The 13,693-nt window shown below is 67.8% G+C and carries 21 protein-coding genes; 10 read left to right on the forward strand and 11 right to left on the reverse strand.

What is annotated here, in order from left to right; all coding sequences use genetic code 11:
- Positions 1–123 precede the first annotated feature (123 nt).
- Positions 124–912 carry a pyrimidine reductase family protein gene (locus ACXMYJ_RS27390; RefSeq protein WP_460359364.1) on the reverse strand — a complete coding sequence of 263 codons (789 nt, stop codon included), beginning with the start codon at positions 910–912 and terminating at the stop codon, positions 124–126.
- Between the two features lie 34 nt (positions 913–946).
- Here ACXMYJ_RS27390 and zapE point away from each other — a divergent pair, with 34 nt between their 5' ends.
- Positions 947–1,984 (forward strand): cell division protein ZapE, encoded by a 1,038-nt coding sequence (gene zapE, locus ACXMYJ_RS27395; protein ID WP_460359365.1) that lies wholly within the window; start codon positions 947–949, stop codon positions 1,982–1,984.
- Here zapE and ACXMYJ_RS27400 read toward each other — a convergent pair.
- Genes ACXMYJ_RS27400 through ACXMYJ_RS27430 form a run of 7 tightly spaced genes read right to left on the reverse strand, consistent with a single transcriptional unit; the run spans position 1,960 to position 5,846 of the window.
- On the reverse strand, positions 1,960–2,496 hold the full coding sequence (locus ACXMYJ_RS27400; protein ID WP_460359366.1) for a GNAT family N-acetyltransferase: 537 nt from the start codon (positions 2,494–2,496) through the stop codon (positions 1,960–1,962). The genes zapE and ACXMYJ_RS27400 overlap by 25 nt on opposite strands.
- Entirely contained in the window at positions 2,481–2,975 is a 495-nt protein-coding gene (locus tag ACXMYJ_RS27405; RefSeq protein WP_460359367.1) for a hypothetical protein, read from the reverse strand. Before ACXMYJ_RS27405 ends, ACXMYJ_RS27400 begins: the two co-directional genes overlap by 16 nt.
- Before the next feature lie 48 nt (positions 2,976–3,023).
- A complete protein-coding gene (locus ACXMYJ_RS27410) occupies positions 3,024–3,449 on the reverse strand; it encodes a PPOX class F420-dependent oxidoreductase (RefSeq protein ID WP_460359368.1) in 426 nt (141 codons plus the stop codon).
- 28 nt (positions 3,450–3,477) lie between these two features.
- Positions 3,478–4,080, reverse strand: coding sequence for a methylated-DNA--[protein]-cysteine S-methyltransferase (locus tag ACXMYJ_RS27415; RefSeq protein WP_460359369.1), 603 nt, complete (start codon positions 4,078–4,080; stop codon positions 3,478–3,480).
- Entirely contained in the window at positions 4,077–4,559 is a 483-nt protein-coding gene (locus tag ACXMYJ_RS27420; RefSeq protein ID WP_460359370.1) for an RNA polymerase sigma factor, read from the reverse strand. Before ACXMYJ_RS27420 ends, ACXMYJ_RS27415 begins: the two co-directional genes overlap by 4 nt.
- A gap of 35 nt (positions 4,560–4,594) precedes the next feature.
- Complete coding sequence (locus tag ACXMYJ_RS27425) at positions 4,595–5,317, reverse strand: Clp protease N-terminal domain-containing protein (RefSeq protein WP_460359371.1); 723 nt, start codon at positions 5,315–5,317, stop codon at positions 4,595–4,597.
- Between the two features lie 49 nt (positions 5,318–5,366).
- On the reverse strand, positions 5,367–5,846 hold the full coding sequence (locus ACXMYJ_RS27430) for an SRPBCC family protein (RefSeq protein WP_260751838.1): 480 nt from the start codon (positions 5,844–5,846) through the stop codon (positions 5,367–5,369).
- A 114-nt stretch (positions 5,847–5,960) separates the two neighbouring features.
- Between ACXMYJ_RS27430 and ACXMYJ_RS27435 the strand changes: the two genes are divergently transcribed.
- Positions 5,961–6,278 carry a helix-turn-helix transcriptional regulator gene (locus tag ACXMYJ_RS27435; RefSeq protein WP_396884465.1) on the forward strand — a complete coding sequence of 106 codons (318 nt, stop codon included), beginning with the start codon at positions 5,961–5,963 and terminating at the stop codon, positions 6,276–6,278.
- Positions 6,279–6,317: 39 nt separating this feature from the next.
- Here the strand turns inward: ACXMYJ_RS27435 and ACXMYJ_RS27440 are convergent, their stop codons facing one another.
- On the reverse strand, positions 6,318–6,740 hold the full coding sequence (locus ACXMYJ_RS27440) for a hypothetical protein (RefSeq protein WP_260751840.1): 423 nt from the start codon (positions 6,738–6,740) through the stop codon (positions 6,318–6,320).
- Between the two features lie 272 nt (positions 6,741–7,012).
- Entirely contained in the window at positions 7,013–7,306 is a 294-nt protein-coding gene (locus ACXMYJ_RS27445; RefSeq protein ID WP_260758075.1) for a hypothetical protein, read from the reverse strand.
- Between the two features lie 318 nt (positions 7,307–7,624).
- Here ACXMYJ_RS27445 and ACXMYJ_RS27450 point away from each other — a divergent pair, with 318 nt between their 5' ends.
- A complete protein-coding gene (locus ACXMYJ_RS27450) occupies positions 7,625–8,782 on the forward strand; it encodes a tyrosine-type recombinase/integrase (RefSeq protein ID WP_460359372.1) in 1,158 nt (385 codons plus the stop codon).
- 7 nt (positions 8,783–8,789) lie between these two features.
- On the opposite strand, the gene ACXMYJ_RS27455 is transcribed toward ACXMYJ_RS27450, so the two are convergent.
- Entirely contained in the window at positions 8,790–8,978 is a 189-nt protein-coding gene (locus tag ACXMYJ_RS27455; RefSeq protein ID WP_443188736.1) for an excisionase family DNA-binding protein, read from the reverse strand.
- A gap of 698 nt (positions 8,979–9,676) precedes the next feature.
- Between ACXMYJ_RS27455 and ACXMYJ_RS27460 the strand changes: the two genes are divergently transcribed.
- The 7 genes from ACXMYJ_RS27460 to ACXMYJ_RS27490 all read left to right on the forward strand — a co-directional run bounded on the left by ACXMYJ_RS27460 (position 9,677) and on the right by ACXMYJ_RS27490 (position 13,570).
- Positions 9,677–10,060: a hypothetical protein gene (locus tag ACXMYJ_RS27460; RefSeq protein WP_443189603.1), complete on the forward strand. Its 384-nt coding sequence runs from the start codon at positions 9,677–9,679 to the stop codon at positions 10,058–10,060.
- A 73-nt stretch (positions 10,061–10,133) separates the two neighbouring features.
- Complete coding sequence (locus tag ACXMYJ_RS27465) at positions 10,134–10,436, forward strand: hypothetical protein (RefSeq protein ID WP_443189602.1); 303 nt, start codon at positions 10,134–10,136, stop codon at positions 10,434–10,436.
- Positions 10,433–11,812 (forward strand): AAA family ATPase, encoded by a 1,380-nt coding sequence (locus tag ACXMYJ_RS27470; RefSeq protein ID WP_460359373.1) that lies wholly within the window; start codon positions 10,433–10,435, stop codon positions 11,810–11,812. Before ACXMYJ_RS27465 ends, ACXMYJ_RS27470 begins: the two co-directional genes overlap by 4 nt.
- Positions 11,813–11,980: 168 nt before the next feature.
- Positions 11,981–12,442, forward strand: coding sequence for a hypothetical protein (locus ACXMYJ_RS27475; protein WP_460359374.1), 462 nt, complete (start codon positions 11,981–11,983; stop codon positions 12,440–12,442).
- Positions 12,439–12,732, forward strand: coding sequence for a WhiB family transcriptional regulator (locus ACXMYJ_RS27480; protein WP_443189599.1), 294 nt, complete (start codon positions 12,439–12,441; stop codon positions 12,730–12,732). Before ACXMYJ_RS27475 ends, ACXMYJ_RS27480 begins: the two co-directional genes overlap by 4 nt.
- Positions 12,729–13,046 carry a hypothetical protein gene (locus ACXMYJ_RS27485; protein WP_443189598.1) on the forward strand — a complete coding sequence of 106 codons (318 nt, stop codon included), beginning with the start codon at positions 12,729–12,731 and terminating at the stop codon, positions 13,044–13,046. The genes ACXMYJ_RS27480 and ACXMYJ_RS27485 overlap by 4 nt, the downstream gene beginning before the upstream one ends.
- On the forward strand, positions 13,043–13,570 hold the full coding sequence (locus ACXMYJ_RS27490) for a hypothetical protein (protein ID WP_460359375.1): 528 nt from the start codon (positions 13,043–13,045) through the stop codon (positions 13,568–13,570). Before ACXMYJ_RS27485 ends, ACXMYJ_RS27490 begins: the two co-directional genes overlap by 4 nt.
- Positions 13,571–13,693 lie beyond the last annotated feature (123 nt).

Here is a 13,693-nt window from a genome sequence, read left to right on the forward strand (position 1 = left end):
GGATCGTCGCCGCGCCCACCCCTCCAACTCGGCCCGCTCGTCAGTGGTCAAGACAATCTTCGCGGCATGAGGTGTCGGCACAACCCAGTCTAACAACTAGATCGCAATTAATGACTCAGGACACTAGCTGCCGCGGCCGAGCCGGTCGCGGATGTAGCGCAGGTACAGATAACCGCGGTCGTCGGTGAGCGCGTGCAGCAGTTCCATGTCGCTGTGCACCTCGCCGGGGCCGGTGACGATCCGGTTCGCCTCGCCGCCGACGAGCACCGGCGCGACCGTCAGGCACAGTTCGTCGAGCAGGTCCGCCTCGGTGAACATGCCGAGGATGGCCGGACCGCCTTCGGTGAGCACCCGCAGCAAACCGCGCTCGGTAAGCATCTGCAGCGCGGTGCGCAGGTCCACCGATCCCGGGTCGGCACTGGAGGCGTCGAGCACCTCGGCGAGCCTGCCCAGTCGCCGGCGGGTGTCGTCGAGTGCGTCGGAGGACGTCAGGATCAGTGGCGTCACCTCGGTGCGGTGGAAGAGCTTGAGGTCATGGTCGAGCTGCCCGGAGCGGGTGAGGACGGCGATCGGCGGCACCTCCGACTGACCCCTGCGCTGCCGCTCGAGGCGCGCGGCGGCGCCGAGCTGCACGCCCGAGTAGTTCTCCACCCGCACCGTGGACGCCCCCACCAGGATGACGTCGGCGTGCTCGCGCAGCGCCGCGAACAGCGCGCGGTCCCCGGCACCGCCGAGCTCGCCGGATTTACCGCCGCTGGTCGCGCCGCCGTCGGCGGAGGCGATCATGTTGGCGCGCACCCAGCAGGACCGCAGCCCGTCGGGGTAGGTGTAGCGCGCTGCGAGATCGGCCGGACCGAGTTCCCCCACGCGGCCCAACAGTGTGAACTGCGTCCCGTCAGCGTCGCCGGACATACGAAGAATCACAGCACGCCGATAGGGTGCGTGCATGCACGGGTCCAGTGATGTCGCACATCTGGTGGATCGGCAGCCCAGCGTCACACCGGAACGTCTGATCGCTCAGCTGATCCCGCCGCCCACATTCGCCGACGTGAGCTTCGACAGCTACCGCCCCGATCCAGCCGAACCGACGCAGGCCGCGGCGGTGCAGACGTGCCGGCAGTTCTGCGAGCAGGCCGAGCAGCGGCGCGCCGGCAAGAAGAAGCTGTTCGGCAAGCGGGACGTGTTGCCCGGGGTCGGGGTGTACCTCGACGGTGGGTTCGGCGTCGGCAAGACCCACCTGCTGGCCTCGTCCTACTACGCGGTGTCCGGCCAGAAGGCGTTCGCGACGTTCGGTGAGCTGACACAGTTGGCCGGGGTGTTCGGCTTCATCGAGTGCATCGACCTGCTCTCCGACTACGTGCTGGTGTGCATCGACGAGTTCGAGCTCGACGACCCTGGCAACACCACGCTGATCTCGCGGCTGCTGTCCGCGCTTGTCGAGCGCGGCGTGTCGGTGGCCGCGACGTCGAACACGCTGCCCGAGCAGCTCGGGGAGGGGCGCTTCGCGGCGCAGGATTTCCTGCGCGAGATCCACACGCTGGCAGCGATGTTCACCACCGTGCGGATCGAGGGCCCGGACTACCGGCACCGCGATCTGCCGCCGGCGCCCGAGCCGCCGACCGACGCCGAGGTGGCCGAGCGGGCCGCGGAGGTGTCGGGCGCGACGCTCGACGACTTCGACGCGCTGTGCGCACACCTGGCCACGATGCACCCGTCCCGGTACCTGACGTTGATCGAAGGCGTGGCGGCGGTGTTCATCACCGGGGTGCACCCGATCGACGACCAGAACGTGGCGCTGCGGCTGGTGTCGCTGACCGACCGCCTCTACGACGCGGGCATCCCGGTTGTCGCGTCGGGCACCAAGCTCGACACCATCTTCAGCGACGAGATGCTCGCGGGTGGCTTCCGGAAGAAATACCTGCGGGCCACGTCCCGCCTGCTGGCGCTGACCGCGGCCGGTCAGGCCGGCCGCACCATCACGTAGTCCTGCTCCCAATGGGCGCCGAGACGGAACCGCTTAGTGCCCGCGACGGCGAAGCCGTGCTTGGCGTAGAAGCGCTGTGCGCGTTCGTTGCGCTGGTTCACCCCGAGCCACACGGACGCCGCGCCGAGCGTGTCCGCGTGCCGCAGCGCCGCGGTCATCAGCGCGGCGGCGGTGCCCGCGCCGTGAACCTCGGGCAGCACGTACATCTTGGACAGCTCCACCGTGGGGTGGGCGGTGACCGCCTCCGCGACGTCGGGGTCGTCGGGCACGCCGCGGATCATCATGGCGTAGCCGAGAATCCGACCCTCCTCGACGGCGGTGAGAACCGCTCGGTGCGGGTCGGCGAGGTACTCGGTGAACCGCTCGGGGGACAGGTTCTCGGTGATGAACGCCGCGATGTCGTCGGGCTCCGCCGAGGGCGGGCATGCCAGCGGGAAGGTGCGCGCGGCGACGTCGGCGAGTTCGGCGACGCGATCGGTGCCGGCGGGCTCGACTCTCAGCCGACGTTCCATTGGGCCAGGCGGATTCCGGTGATCTTGTCCAGCAGCACGACGTTGGACACCAGGTCGCGGTAGCAGTCCCACCAGACTCCGCCGGTGAACGGCCGGCCCGCCACGGCGCTTTGCATCATGTGCTGCAGCGCGTCGGGGGCGTCGCTGTTGCGCGACTCGTAGGCGTCGCCGGTCGGGGTGACGCCGCGGAACGAGAACGTGATCGCCATCGCGTACGGCGTCGGCACCTGGATCGGGGTGACGGTGATGTCGGCCCGGTAGACCTGGTAGCGCGGCGCGCGCGGCGGATAGCCGAACCCGGGCGGCGGGGGCGACGGCAGGATGTTGTTCACCGATACGTCGGCGACCAGGCCTTCGTATTCGACGCGCAGCGTCTCACCGAGACGCCCGATCGGAATGTCGGCCGCCGACGCCGTCGGTGCGGCGACACCGCCCAGGGCCGCCAGGGTGGCGAGCAGGAGTACGAGCCAGCGACGCATGCTTGGCATGATCGCACACCGGCGCCGGGCACTGGATGGTCTTGCCCGTCAGGACGCCCAGGGGCCGACGCCGCCGATCTTGTCGATGCGGATCCGAGTCAGGAACCCGGGAGGCGCGTCTGCGGGCGGGAACGGGGTACCGGGCGCGGCCAGCGTCTGGGCGAGTCCGGCGAGCAGTTCGGGTGCTCCACCCGCGACCACGCGCGCGGTGCCGTTGACGGAGAGATACGGGCGCATCGCCTGCCCGACGCCGTCGCGGGAGAGGATCGTGACCGCGACGCGCGCGTCGCGCCGCACGTTACGCACCTTCTTGTGCTCGGCGAGGTGGGCGGTCACCAATTCGTCTCCGTCGGGCGTGGATTGCAGCGCCACCCAGACCAGCGTGACCTGCGGGCTACCGTCGGGATTCAGGGTGACCAGCGTGGCGTCCGCGCCGTCGCCGATCAGAGCGCGGGCGGCGTCGTTGAGTTTCATGCCCGGTTCTACGGCGTGGGGTCCTGTTTCATTCCCCGGCCGCTTCCAGCGCGAGCAGGGCGGTCTTGGCGCGCGGGCCGCCGACGTACTGTCCGGTGCCACCGTCCGAACGCACCACGCGGTGGCAGGGGACAACCACGGGCAGGGGGTTACGGGCGCAGGCGGTGCCGACCGCGCGGACGGCGCGAGGGTTGCCGACGGCGGCGGCGACCTGGGCATAGCTTTCGCACTGCCCGTATCCGATTCCGCGCAGATGCTCGATGACGTCGCGGCGGAACCCGCCGGTCAGGCGCAGGTCCACCGGAAGGTCGAAGCTGGTGCGCCGCTTGCCGAAGTACTCGTCGAGCTGGCGGGCGACGGGATCCAGCCGGGCCGGGGCGTGCAGGATGCGCGGGCTCAGCGTCTCGGCGAGCCTGGCCAGCACCGCGTCGTGGATCTCGACGTCGAACGCGACCCTGACCAGCCCGGCCGGGGTGGCCGCCAGCAGTAGGGCGCCGACGGGGGAGTCGACCGTGCGGTAGGCGAGGTCGAGGATCCCGTCGGCATCGGCCGCCGCGGCCAGGCTGCGGTGCAGGCGGGTCAGCGTGTCGCCGTCGTCTGGGGCTGATAGGTCGAACATGGTGGCGATCATGGGGTTTCGTCCTCTCGGTAGAGCGCCCGTAGGTTCCGGATGCCGTCGGCGGCGGCGCGGCGGGCCGCGGCGGGACTGTTGCCGAGGATGGTGGCGATCTCGCTGAACGGCAGTCCGGCGATGTGGTGGTAGGCCACCGCGTGCCGCTGCTTGTCGGGGAGACGCTGCAACGCCGCCCACAGATCCCCGTCGCGGCGTGCCGGGTCGGCCGTGACGTCGGCGCGCTCGGGCAGCGCGGCGACGGGCACGGCGCGTCGGTTGCGGGCCCGCCCGGCATCGACAGCGCGCCGGTGCGCGATGGTGACCAGCCAGGCCTCGACGTTGGCGTCCTCAGGCAGGCCGGGGTAGGCCCGCAGCGCCGACAGGAACGTCTCGGACCAGGCGTCCTCGGCGTCGTCCGGGCCGACGACCGCTCGGCACACCCGCAACACGGTGGCGCCGTGGCGGGCCACGATCTCTTCGAACGGTCGCACCTTCACATCATGTAGACGCCGCGTCGGGCGCGGATGTGAGATCACTGCGCGGAGAACGCCTCCAGCGCGTCGCGGAGCTCGCGCTCGAACCGGTTCCAGTCGACGCCGAGGCCGTGCAGCACGCCATCGTCGTCCTCCTCTTCGTACAGGGCCAGCAGCAGGTGCTCGGTCCCGACGTAGTTGTGCCCCAGCCGCAGTGCCTGCCGGAAGGTCAGCTCCAGGGCTTTCTTGGCGCGGGTGTCGAACGGGATCAGCGCCGGGACGTCGGCCACTGCCGGTGGCAGCATGACCCGTCCGGCGGCCGCGGTGACGTCGACGCCCTGGCCGGCGAGCAGGCGCGTCGCCAGCCCGGTCGGATCGGCGAACAGGCCGAGGATCAGGTGTGCGGGCAGGATCTCCGGATTGCCGGCGGCGTGCGCCCTGTTCTGCGCCTCGACGATCACGGCGCGGGCGCGGTCGGTGAACCGGCTGAAGCCGGCGTTCGGGTCCAGCGCGCCGGTGTCGGTGGGGGTCCGGGGGACGAACCGTTTCTGCGCGGCCTGTTTGGTGACGCCCATGCATCTGCCGATCTCGGTCCACGACGCGCCTGAGCGGCGCGCCTGGTCGACGAAATGCCCGATCAGGTGATCGGCCACCTCGCCGAGGGCCTCGGCGGCCAGAACCGCATCGGTGAGTTGGTCAAGCGGCTCGTCGTGCACACGGGTGATCACGTCGATGAGGTCGTCGAGACGGACGGGGTGGCTGATCTTCGCGGCATCACTCATGCGTCAACCGTAGGTTGACGAACCCTTGTCGTCAACCCGTTGTTGACGATCAGCGGCGCGGATAGCCGCGGCGCACGGTGCGGTCGAGGATGCCCAGGGTTGCGCGCAGAGCGAGCTCGGACACCACCGGGAAGATGCCGGCGTCCCGCCACTGCTGGTGAATGTCGGACCAGTCGTAGAACGAGGTGACCAGCGTGCCCTGCTCGGCGGGCTCCAGGCGGTAGCCGTAGACGTGGCCGATCTGGGGCTTGAGCCGGCCCAGGATGGTCCATGCGATCAATCGGTCCTGCTCGTAGTCGGTGATTCGCACCGTCACGTCGTAGCGGCCCAGTTCGGGATAGTCGTTGAGCGCCTCGCGGTCCATGTGCACGACGAAGGCGTCCCCGGCGCCGCGGACGGGCTCGCCGTCGGCGTCCTGCAGCATCCCGGTGGCGTCGATGGCGACATGGCCCTGCGGATCGCACAGGACGGCGAATATGTCGGCGGCGGGCGCGGCGATGGTGCGGGAAACCTCGATGCGATCGGTCATCGCTCGATGGTGCCATGCCAGTGGTACGGGTCACTCTCGTGTTTCGCACTGCGTACAAGCCGGGAACCCGAGATCACCATGAGGGCCAACGAGAAATCTTCGACAGAGCCTCGGATGCTGCGCCGGGCGTTGGACTTCATTCACGAGAACGCGCAGTACGACATCACGATTCGCGATATCGCCGCCGCGGCCGATGTCACGCCGCGGGCCATCCAATACGCGTTCCGCGAGCACATGGCGACCACGCCGCTCGAATACCTCAGGCGGATCAGGCTGGAGCGGGCGCACCGCGAACTGAAGTCCGCCGATCCGGCCTACGACACGGTGACCTCGATCGCGGGGCGGTGCGGGTTCAGCCACCCCGGACGGTTCAGTAGCGCTTATAAAGAGGTGTTCGGCATCGAGCCGAGTCGCACGCTGCGCTCGTCGTGACGGCCGCGTCCGCGGAGACGCGCGAGGGCACCATCGGGATCACATCGGCGTGAAGCCGACCCCGTTGAACTTGCCGGCCTGCCACCCCTGGGTGCCCATGCAGACCAGGGGGCGGCCGTCGGGGGCCTGGGCGGCGGATTGCCGCTTGGGGCAGGGGCTGCCGATGTCGCGGACCCCGACAAGTTCGTAGCTGATCTGCCAGAAACCGGTGTAGATCGGCGGCCACTGGTTCGGAATCCACCGGCACTGCAACGCTTCGCCGCCCGGGCCGCGTCCGAACGTGAAGCGGTCCATGTTGGTGCACGGGGCGGTGAGGTGCGCGTCGTAGACCATGCCCGGTACGTCGGTGTCGTAGCGGCCCGGCTTGTCGGGATACATCGGCCCCGGCTCCGCCGAGGCGGCCGGCGCGGTGCCGAAGACCGCAGCACCGAGCGCGGCTGCTGCGAGTGTTTCGCGGATCATGTTCCACCCCTGGGTCGTCAGAAAAACCGTACCGGCGTACCGCGAGATTAGCGGGTGGGGCGGGGGCGCTGTGAGGTTTCGGTCCTGACGACGATCTCGGCCCGCCACCCGGGGGGTTGGTGGCGGGCCGAGCGTATCGGGTTCGTCTTGACGGTTGAATCAACCGAACACTGACGAAGCTATGGCCCGAACCTGAGAGAGACCTAATAGACAGTTAGGTCTCTGCTTCGAAAACTCAGCCGGCGACACCGGTGAGTTCGACTTGTCCTCTGCTATCTGAGTCGCAGCACCGACGCCGGCACCCAGTGCGTCACCGGATCCTTCTCGCTGCCGTGCTTGATGGGGTAGGTGACCAGTCCCCACCACCGGCCCTGCTCGCTGAGGCCCCAGCACTTGAGCTGGCCCTCGACGATCGAATCCATCTGCAGGCCGTTCGGGTGGTAGCGACCCTCGCAGTGCGGTTCGCGAGGGAACAGTGCGACCAGGTCGACCAGGACGGGTCGTGGGGGGTGGACGCGCCGGAAGACCGGGCGGAGAGGTTGACCGCCATGCCCGATTTTCTGCATCGCCACGCCTTCGATCATATGTTCGAAATGTGGTGGAGGGCAGTCGGACCGGGGAACGAAAAAGGCCCGGGACGAGCCCGGGCCTGTTGCTGAACGTGGTGCGCGATACTGGGATTGAATCCTATTTCATGTTTGCTACCCTCAATGGAGTTGAGCAGCACAAACCATCATTGAGCTGCATCGACATCACTTTTCTTTAGCGGAGCCATGTGGAAGCTCGCGGCAGTAAAGTGTGCTGTATCAGTTCACGTTCAGTGCATGAACTGAGAGCTGGGTTCCTCCCAGTTCACGCGACGAGGTCAGTTCACGGAGGTCAGCATGGCGCGCGGTGAGGGTCGCAAGACCCGGCAGGCAGGCACATTCGGCACAGTCCAGCAGCTTCCCAGCGGGCGCTACCGGGCCATGTACTACGGCCCCGATGGACGCCGCTACAAGGCCCCGACGACGTTCCTGGCGAAGGCCGATGCGCGCGGCTGGCTGGCTCTGCAACAGGCCGAGATCATCAGCAAGGCGTGGACGCCACCGGAGGCTGCGCCGAAGATCACGCGGATCACGTTCGCGGACTACGCCCGCAACTGGGTCAAGCAGCGCGACATCAAGCAGCGCACCCGTGAGCATTACGAGGTGCTGCTGGAGCGCCACCTGATCGGGCCGTTCGGGTCGCTGCCGTTGACCTCGATCACCGTCGACGATGTGCGTTCCTGGTACGCCACGTTCGCCACCGGCACCCCAACATTGCGGTCGCACACCTACGGCCTGCTGCGCACGATCCTGGGAACTGCGGCAAGCGACGGCAAGATCAGCGCCAACCCGTGCGCGATCCGAGGAGCAGGGAGCACGAAGCGGGTCAAGCAGATCAGGCCCGCCGCGCTGCCCGAGATCGAGAAGATCACCACGGAGATGCCCGAACAGTACAAGGCCATGATTCTGTTGGCGTCGTGGTGCGCTCTGCGCTTCGGTGAGCTGACCGAGCTGCGCCGCAAAGACATCGTGTTGACGACGACCGTGGATGCCGAGGGGGAGACCGTCCACACCGGGGTTATTCGGGTAGAACGCGCCGTGAGTCGCACTAAGAATGGATTCGAGATCGGACCGCCCAAATCCGACGCTGGAATCCGCGACGTAGCCATCCCGCCCCATCTCGTGCCCGTGATCCGCGACCACCTCGCGGTGCATGTCAACGGCGGGTCGAACGCGCTGCTGTTCCCCGCCAAGAATGGCGGGCACCTAGCGCCCGCGACGTTCTACCGGCACTACTACAAGGCCCGCAACACCGCCGACCGTGGCGATCTTCGATTCCACGATCTTCGGCATTCCGGTGCCGTACTGGCTGCCGCCACAGGTGCCACGCTGGCCGAGCTGATGGCCCGTCTGGGTCACTCCACGCCCCAGGCGGCGATGCGGTACCAGCACGCGGCGCAGGGGCGCGACCAGGTCATCGCGTCGGCGCTCTCCAAGATCGCGCTTGGGCAGTAGCGACTGCCTACGCCGACGCCCCGCCGCCGAACGCCGTCATCCTGGCGTCCACCTCGTTGAGGTCGACCCGCACGAGGCGGGTGCCGTTGCGGTATCCGGTCAGCCTGCCGTCGCTGATCATGGCGCGGATGGTGCGGTCGGTGACGCCGAGATATTTCGCGGCGTCCTGGATCGAGACGTATCGGCGCTGAGCCATTGTGAAACTCCGGTGCTTTAGCGGAACTTGATGGCCGCGACCGTACACACCGCGCCCGACTAGCTCGCTGATCTTGTTACGCATATGTCCACCAACAGGTTTCGTGTCCATGACCGGCAATCAGCGGATGCACTCTAGCAACGCTCTACGCACCCGGTATCCGCAGCTCACCAGCTTGCCCTTAGTCATCGAGTGACGAACGCCTGACGGTAATCGTCTGCGCGGCAACGCTTCTCCACGGGTGGCGACACGCCGTGCTGTCGACACGCCGAGGAACGTCTAGACCACCTTCTCCCGCCGCTGTAGATGACCTTCTCCTACTTCCCGGTCACCAACTACTTCTCGGTCACCAACTACAGGGCCGGGTCCGAGATCGCCAACGACAGGATCGGGTCCGAGATCACCCCGTAGATGGACTTCCCCTGCCAGCCGGTCTGCACCATCAGGACGAACTCGCACTACGACATGGACACGACCCCGGCGCGCTAGTCCCTGGCCTGGGACGGCTGAAGCGCGAAACTCTCACTGAAACCTCACCTTTGACCAGGTGGACAGACGTTGACCAGCGGTTTTGTCGACGGCTCACGATGGCAGCGAATACACGCCGCCGCCCTCGCGTGCCAGCATTGACCATCATTGTCCCGAATCATGTTGCTGCTCAATATGTCTAGTCATCGCCGCTGCTTAGCATGGCTGGCATGACCCAGACAGCAGCTAACCGGCGTGAACGCCGCAAGCAGGAACGCAACATTGCCAAGGACGTTGCCCATCACCGCGCCCGCGTCGCCGGACTTGCCCGAGGTGTGCGCAGCCCCGATGACCCCGAACTAGTGGAGGCACGCCGAGCCATGTTCAGAGCGCAGCAGACCGTAGCCGCTCACGCGGTGCTGGACTCAACCGAGGCGCGTGTCAGCGGCGACCCCGACCGCATGACCGAGATTCTGCGGTCAGCCGGGGTGCCGGTAGCGGTGATGCTGCTGGAGTCCGTCGAGCTGCTGGCCTACGTGGTGTCGCTGTCCGACCGGCCTTCCGAGGTCCTGTCGGCGCTGCGGGGCCGGGTCGACGGCGCATCCACCGACTGAGAAACGAGACCCCGGCGCGGGTAGGTCGTCGCGCCGGGGTCTCAATGAGTCCAAGGGAAGAAGGACAAGCCCAATGCTAGACCGAGGATCGGACGACGTTCCGGCCCAGCTTGCGCGACGGCGCGACGCCGCCCACCGCTCGGAGCCGCTGGCGTGCGGCTGCCGCGACCCGTGGCCGTGCTACCGCCACGACGGCGTGCAGCCGGTGACCGGGCATCAGCTTGACGGGTGGTCCGCAGCTGCGCTGCATCTGCTCGACTGCGGGCTGAGTCCCGCTGTGCCCGTCGATGTCGCGCGCCGGTTGTGGCGGCGCGGTGGCCGGGATCGGCTGCTGGCGCAACGTCTGCATGGCGGCTGCTCGGAGCGTGCCGCGTGAGCCGCAAGCTGCTCGGTGTCCTGGACGACGGGCGCGAGGTGTACGACAACTCGCCGCGTCCTCTGGTCGCCGCGCTGGAGCTTGGGCACGGCACACTCTGCGGCACGAACGGCAGCGACCCGTATGCCGACGTGCCGCCGCCTGCCGAACCGCCTGACAACGCCGCCCAGGACGATGACGAGCGGCCAGCCGGTACCGGATCGGAACGCGCGACCGCGAACGGGCAGCAATCCGACTCCCTTCTCGCCGAACTACTGTCGGCAGCCCAGCTCGACGCCATGACGTTCGACCCGCTGGTCGAACACGTACCGCACCTTGTGGTGGAGGGGTTCGGGATTCTGGCCGGTCCACCCAAGGCGGGCAAGAGCTGGCTCGCCGGTGAAATCGCGCTCGGCTGCGCCCAAGGCGGCACCGTGCTCGGCGGTATCAACGTGCAGGCGCGGCACGTCCTGCTGCTGGCGCTGGAGGACGGACCCCGGCGACTCCAGGCGCGTATGCGCCGACTGAACCACGGCCAGCCGCTCCCGGCTCGGCTGCACATCCTGACCAAGGTGAAGCCGGGGCGCGTCATCTCCACGATCACCGAGTGGCTGGAGCTGCACATCGGCGACGAGACCTCGCCGCTGGTCATCCTCGACACCCTCGGGAAGGCGCGCCCGCAGCGGCGTGCAGGCGATGACCCGTACATCGCTGACTATCAGCTCGGCGGCAAACTCAAGACCGTCATCGACGCGGTGCCGGGTGCTGCGCTGCTCGTCGTCCACCACACCCGCAAGATGAAGGCTGACGACTGGCTCGACACCCTCTCGGGCACACAGGGAATCGCAGGATCGGCTGACTACGTTCTCGTGCTCTCGCGCAAGCGCAAGAGCGCCGAGGGTGTGCTAGCCGTGACGGGCCGTGACATCGCCGAGAACGAATACGCCGTCAAGACCGACGACGGCATCTGGTCGCTCGACGGCATGGACATCCTCGACGCTGCCGCCACGGTTGCCACGCGCGCCGAGCGCGACCAGCAGTCGCGGTTGGGCAGCCGGTCAATGGACACCTTGCAGTTCGTGAACTCCCGGTCCACCACCACCCCGGCTGAACTCGCCGAGCACCTCGGCATCGACAACAACAGCGCCGGGAAGGTGCTCCAGCGGCTCACCGACGACCAGTACATCAGCAAGGTGAGCCGGGGTACGTATGCACCTGTCGAAAGTGTCGGAACTGTCGAAAGTGCAGACCAGGGCGCAGATTACGGGCAACCGAATCCGACACCACCTGTCGGAAGTGTCGGAAACACGACGAACGGAATTACCCGCTCACCAGCGAATACGACACTTCCGACAGATACGACACTGTTCACTACCGGCGCGGAGGACCACCCGTGAACGGGTACCGCTGTCCAGGCTGCCCGAGCCTGCACCCCTGTTTCCCCGGCTGTGAAACATCGGGCACACCAACTGATTCCACGCAATCGCCGAGCAAGTCTCGTGCGCAGATGAGCGAGAACAGGTGTCGCGCTCGCTCGGCACGATGGACACCGAGGAGACCCGATGATGACTGACCGCGACGCTTCCGCGTTGGTGATCGACGCCGCCCAGCTCGTCGCCATGCAGGACACCACCGCCGCCTTGTCCCTGCTGCACACCACCGACGCCGACCACCGGCACCTCCAGCACGCCGCGCTGGCCGTGCTGGCATTCGTGCTGTCCGGTGAGGGTGCGCCGGAACGGTTCGCCGAGCTGCGCGCCCAGGTCCAGGAACTCGCCCTCCAGCACGGGGCCGACGACCGGCAGGTGATTCTCAACCTGGAGGTCGTCAGCACCGTGCAGGCCCTCACCGAGGGCGACACCGAGCGCGCCGACATGATCATCTCCGGCTCGGTGTTCGCGCCGATGAACTTCGCGTGGTGCGCCGTCTGCCTCACTGGCCAATGTGTGCGCGGCTGGCTCGGCGACGATCACGCCGCGTTCTGGCCGGGGCTGCGCCGCCACTACGGGATCGGCGGTGCCGCATGAGCGCCCGTCTGACGGTCGCGGAACCGGGCACAGTCGGGCTGATCGCCGAGATTCTGCGCGGCGTGCCCGCGCTGCCGGGTGCGGCCTGCATCCGCAAGGCCGGTGTTTTCTCCGACCGCCGCCGCATCGGGGAGGCGAAAGCGATATGCGCGCGGTGCCCAGTGATCACCGCCTGCGACCGCTGGGCAAGCGCGGAGCGCGGTCTTACAGGCGTCGTCGCCGGGGAGATACGCGGCATCGTGCGCGCGGATGATGGGGACGACGACGAAACCGCAACGGAGGCACTATGACTGACAATGTTGACCTGTCGGGTATCGGTGCTCACCGACCCTGCCCAGCACGCGGCATCCTCGTGTTCGACCACCTGCCGCCCGTGGTGCAGAACGCCGAAGATTCTCGGGCCGACGCGGATTTTCGCGCGAGACATTGGCGGTCAAACGTGACCACCGAGCGGCCCGCGACGCCGACCGAGCGCGCGTTGCTCGCCCACCTCGGCTACGAGCTGCCCGAGGTTCTGCACACCCGCGTGCAGTGGCTCACAGACGGCGTGCGGCGCAGATCATGGCCGCAGATACCGGCCACCCTGGAAGGACTGGAACCATGACAGTGACAGACAATGCGAACAATGTTGCTGGACAGCAGGACTCGCCGCCCGACGCCCAGGCCGGCCACCCTGGACCTGCCAGCACGGACGACAACCGCCCGCCAGCGAGCGAACCCGACGACGACCAGCACGACGATGACCAGGACGACGAGCACGACGACGACGGCAGACGCACCAACCGGGAGAAGCGTTACCGGCTGCGCCTGCGCGACGCCGAACGCCAGCGCGACGAATTGGCCGACACCCTGACCCGCACCCGACAGGCCATCGTGTCCTCGGTCGTGGCTGGCAGCGGATACGCCCCAAGGGTCGCCGAACTGGTCGCCGCCGACATGGGCAACCTGCTGGACGACAACGGCATCCCCGACGCCGAGAAGATCGTGAGCACCCTCGCTGCGGTCGTGGCTGACTACGGTTTCGCCCGCCAGCCGAGAACGCCAGCGCCGAACCTCCAGCAGGGTTCCACCAACGGTGGAGGCGGTGCGGGTAAAGCGTCGTGGGCAGGCGCGATCAAGGGCAGCTAGTGTCCTGAGTCATTAATTGCGATCTAGTTGTTAGACTGGGTTGTGCCGACACCTCATGCCGCGAAGATTGTCTTGACCACTGACGAGCGGGCCGAGTTGGAGGGGTGGGCGCGGCGACGATCC

The sequence above is a fragment of the Mycobacterium sp. ZZG genome, from assembly GCF_054786995.1.

Bases quoted from the DNA above. Each gene is read 5' to 3' on its own strand.
- ACXMYJ_RS27390 (WP_460359364.1), bottom strand. From the start codon at position 912: ATGTCCGGCGACGCTGACGGGACGCAGTTCACACTGTTGGGCCGCGTG.
- zapE (WP_460359365.1), top strand. From the start codon at position 947: ATGCACGGGTCCAGTGATGTCGCACATCTGGTGGATCGGCAGCCCAGC.
- ACXMYJ_RS27400 (WP_460359366.1), bottom strand. From the start codon at position 2,496: ATGGAACGTCGGCTGAGAGTCGAGCCCGCCGGCACCGATCGCGTCGCC.
- ACXMYJ_RS27405 (WP_460359367.1), bottom strand. From the start codon at position 2,975: ATGCGTCGCTGGCTCGTACTCCTGCTCGCCACCCTGGCGGCCCTGGGC.
- ACXMYJ_RS27410 (WP_460359368.1), bottom strand. From the start codon at position 3,449: ATGAAACTCAACGACGCCGCCCGCGCTCTGATCGGCGACGGCGCGGAC.
- ACXMYJ_RS27415 (WP_460359369.1), bottom strand. From the start codon at position 4,080: ATGATCGCCACCATGTTCGACCTATCAGCCCCAGACGACGGCGACACG.
- ACXMYJ_RS27425 (WP_460359371.1), bottom strand. From the start codon at position 5,317: ATGAGTGATGCCGCGAAGATCAGCCACCCCGTCCGTCTCGACGACCTC.
- ACXMYJ_RS27430 (WP_260751838.1), bottom strand. From the start codon at position 5,846: ATGACCGATCGCATCGAGGTTTCCCGCACCATCGCCGCGCCCGCCGCC.
- ACXMYJ_RS27435 (WP_396884465.1), top strand. From the start codon at position 5,961: ATGCTGCGCCGGGCGTTGGACTTCATTCACGAGAACGCGCAGTACGAC.
- ACXMYJ_RS27440 (WP_260751840.1), bottom strand. From the start codon at position 6,740: ATGATCCGCGAAACACTCGCAGCAGCCGCGCTCGGTGCTGCGGTCTTC.
- ACXMYJ_RS27445 (WP_260758075.1), bottom strand. From the start codon at position 7,306: ATGCAGAAAATCGGGCATGGCGGTCAACCTCTCCGCCCGGTCTTCCGG.
- ACXMYJ_RS27450 (WP_460359372.1), top strand. From the start codon at position 7,625: ATGGCGCGCGGTGAGGGTCGCAAGACCCGGCAGGCAGGCACATTCGGC.
- ACXMYJ_RS27455 (WP_443188736.1), bottom strand. From the start codon at position 8,978: ATGGCTCAGCGCCGATACGTCTCGATCCAGGACGCCGCGAAATATCTC.
- ACXMYJ_RS27460 (WP_443189603.1), top strand. From the start codon at position 9,677: ATGACCCAGACAGCAGCTAACCGGCGTGAACGCCGCAAGCAGGAACGC.
- ACXMYJ_RS27465 (WP_443189602.1), top strand. From the start codon at position 10,134: ATGCTAGACCGAGGATCGGACGACGTTCCGGCCCAGCTTGCGCGACGG.
- ACXMYJ_RS27475 (WP_460359374.1), top strand. From the start codon at position 11,981: ATGACTGACCGCGACGCTTCCGCGTTGGTGATCGACGCCGCCCAGCTC.
- ACXMYJ_RS27480 (WP_443189599.1), top strand. From the start codon at position 12,439: ATGAGCGCCCGTCTGACGGTCGCGGAACCGGGCACAGTCGGGCTGATC.
- ACXMYJ_RS27485 (WP_443189598.1), top strand. From the start codon at position 12,729: ATGACTGACAATGTTGACCTGTCGGGTATCGGTGCTCACCGACCCTGC.
- ACXMYJ_RS27490 (WP_460359375.1), top strand. From the start codon at position 13,043: ATGACAGTGACAGACAATGCGAACAATGTTGCTGGACAGCAGGACTCG.